The 2,651-nt window shown below is 72.4% G+C and carries 2 protein-coding genes; both read left to right on the top strand.

All coding sequences use genetic code 11. The features are described 5' to 3' along the window. On the top strand, window positions 1-420 hold a 420-nt coding region (locus HMPREF0591_RS29445), incomplete at its 5' end, for a class I SAM-dependent methyltransferase (protein ID WP_007172525.1). Between the two features lie 232 nt (window positions 421-652). Beyond that, the coding region (locus HMPREF0591_RS29440; RefSeq protein ID WP_040624457.1) for a sensor histidine kinase at window positions 653-2,651 on the top strand (1,999 nt) is incomplete at its 3' end.

Genomic DNA, 2,651 nt, shown 5'->3' with positions numbered 1-2,651 from the left:
GGGCACCTGGCCGCCGCGGGCCACCACGTCGTCGGCGTCGACGTGGACCCGGCGCTCATCGAAGCGGCCGAGCAGGATCATCCCGGCCCGCGCTGGCTCGTCGGCGACCTCGCGGAACTCGACCTGCCCGCGCGCGGCATCGCCGAGCCGTTCGACGTGATCGTGTCGGCCGGCAACGTCATGACGTTCCTGGCCCCGAGCACGCGGCGCCGGGTGCTGGGCCGGCTACGCGCCCACCTCAAACACGACGGCCGGGCGGCGATCGGCTTCGGCGCCGGTCGCGACTACGGATTCGCCGAATTCCTGGACGACGCGGCCGCCGCCGGGCTCGAGCCCGACCTGCTGCTGTCCGCCTGGGACCTGCGGCCGTTCACCGACGACTCCGATTTCCTCGTCGCGGTGCTGCGCCCGAAGTCATAACCGTTTGCCAGATTCGCCCGCCCGTGCGCGGGCCCACCTTGGAGGGGCCTGTCTGCTCAGTAACGATTCTGGTGACCTGGGCCGCGGGCTGTCATACTCGTCGGATTGCCACGTTGACGCGCTCGCGCCCCTCTGGCGTGGCACGGGTGGATAAAGCAGGAAGTCTCATGAGCCTCTCGTTTTTTCGAGCGTTGAGCATCAGCGCAGCGGCCGGTCGCACGGCGGTGCCGGCGTGACCATGTTCGCCCGCCCGGCCGAGGCGGCCGCCGAGTCCCCGCAGCCCCGCGACGCCGGTCCGGCGCCGGGCAAACGCCCCCCCACCTGGTCGCTGAGCAACTGGCCGGTCCGGTGGAAGGTCCTGGCGATCGTGCTGGTCCCACTGGTGCTGGCGACGGTCTTCGGGGCGCTGCGCATCGAGGGCGCGATGGCCAACTCGGGCGGTCTGCGGTTGGCCGCGACCCGCGCCGATGTGGTGCCGGTGATCACCAAGTACATGTCGGCGCTCGACGTCGCGCTGCTGGCGGGCAGCACCGGGCGCGACGTGGAGGGGGCCAAGAAGAACTTCGAGGCGCGCAAGCACGAACTGGAAACGCGACTGAACGACACCGACGTGACCCCCGAGGTCCGCTCGGGGGTCGGCACCCTGCTCGACGGCGGTCAGCTGCTGGTGAACAAGGTGTCCGACAACGGACTCGGTTTGCGGGAGCGGGTGACCCTGTATGCCCCCATCCTGCTGACCGCGGAGGACGTCATCAACGCGTCGGTGCGCGTCGACGACGAGAAGATCCGCGCCCAGACCGCGGGCCTGAGCCGGGCGGTCGGGGCCCGCGGCCAGATGACGATGCAGAAGATCCTCGTCACCCGCGGCGCCGACCTGCCCGAGCCGCAACTGCGCACGTCGATGATCACCCTGGCCGGGACCGAGCCGTCGACGCTGTTCGGGATGAGCGAGGTGCTCGGCGCCGGTTCGCCCGAGGCCAAGACGCTGCAGCAGCAGCTGGTGACGCGGATGGCCATCATGTCCGATCCGGCCAGCGCGCTCGTCGACAACCCCGACCTGCTGCGCTCGATCCAGGCCACCGACGATATCGCCGAGCAGGTCATCACGGACGCCACCGCGTCGGTGACCAAGTCGGTGCACGCCCAGGCCGCCGACAAGCGCGACGCCGCGATCATCGACACCGTCGTGGTGCTGTCGGCCATCGTCGTCGCGCTGGTGATCGTGCTGCTGGTGGCGCGCGCCCTGGTGCGGCCGCTGCGCGTGCTGCGCGACGGGGCCCTCAAGGTGGCCCACACCGACCTGGAGGAGGAGATCGCCCGGGTCAAGGCCGGCGGGGCCGAGCCGACGCCGCAACCGCTGCCGGTGTACACCACCGAGGAGATCGGCCAGGTGGCCCACGCGGTCGACGAACTGCACACCCAGGCCCTGCTGCTCGCGGGCGACGAGGCGCGGTTGCGGCTGCTGGTCAACGACATGTTCGAGACCATGTCGCGGCGCAGCCGCTCGCTGGTCGACCAGCAGCTGTCGCTCATCGACCGGCTGGAGCGCAACGAGGAGGACCCCGAACGCCTGGACAGCCTGTTCCGGCTGGACCACCTCGCCGCCCGGCTGCGCCGCAACAGCGCCAACCTGCTGGTGCTCGCCGGGGCTCAGCTCGCGCGGGACCAGCGCGACCCGGTGCCGCTGTCGACGGTGCTCAACGCCGCGGTTTCCGAGGTCGAGGACTACCGCCGCGTCGAAATCGCCGGCCTGCCGGAGAACAGCACGCTGATCGGGGCGGCGGCCGGCGGCGCGATCCACCTGTTCGCCGAGCTGATCGACAACGCCCTGCGCTACTCGCCGCCGTCGACGCCCGTGCGGGTCTCGGCGGCCCGCGGCGGGGACGCGGGCGTCGTGGTGCGGATCGCGGACGCCGGCCTGGGCATGAACGACGCCGACCGGCGCATCGCCAACATGCGGCTACAGGCCGGGGGCGAGGTCAGCCCCGACAACGCCCGCCACATGGGCCTGTTCGTGGTGGGCCGGATCGCGGCCCGGCACGGCATCCGGGTGGGGCTGCGCGGCCCGGCCGCCAACGAGGAGGGCTCCGGCACCACCGCCGAGATCTACCTGCCGCCGGCGATCCTCGAGGGCGCCGGCCAGCCCCGCGCCGCGCGGATCCGGGCGGTGTCCTCGCCCAGCGCGCAACTCGCCGCCGCGACCGCCGTACCGCCGGCCGAGGAGCGCGCGC

Origin of the sequence: Mycobacterium parascrofulaceum ATCC BAA-614, from assembly GCF_000164135.1 — a bacterium.
In the GTDB taxonomy this organism is placed as follows: domain Bacteria; phylum Actinomycetota; class Actinomycetes; order Mycobacteriales; family Mycobacteriaceae; genus Mycobacterium; species Mycobacterium parascrofulaceum.
Note: the sequence above shows the minus strand (reverse complement) of the source record. Positions and strands in the feature narration are given on the sequence as shown.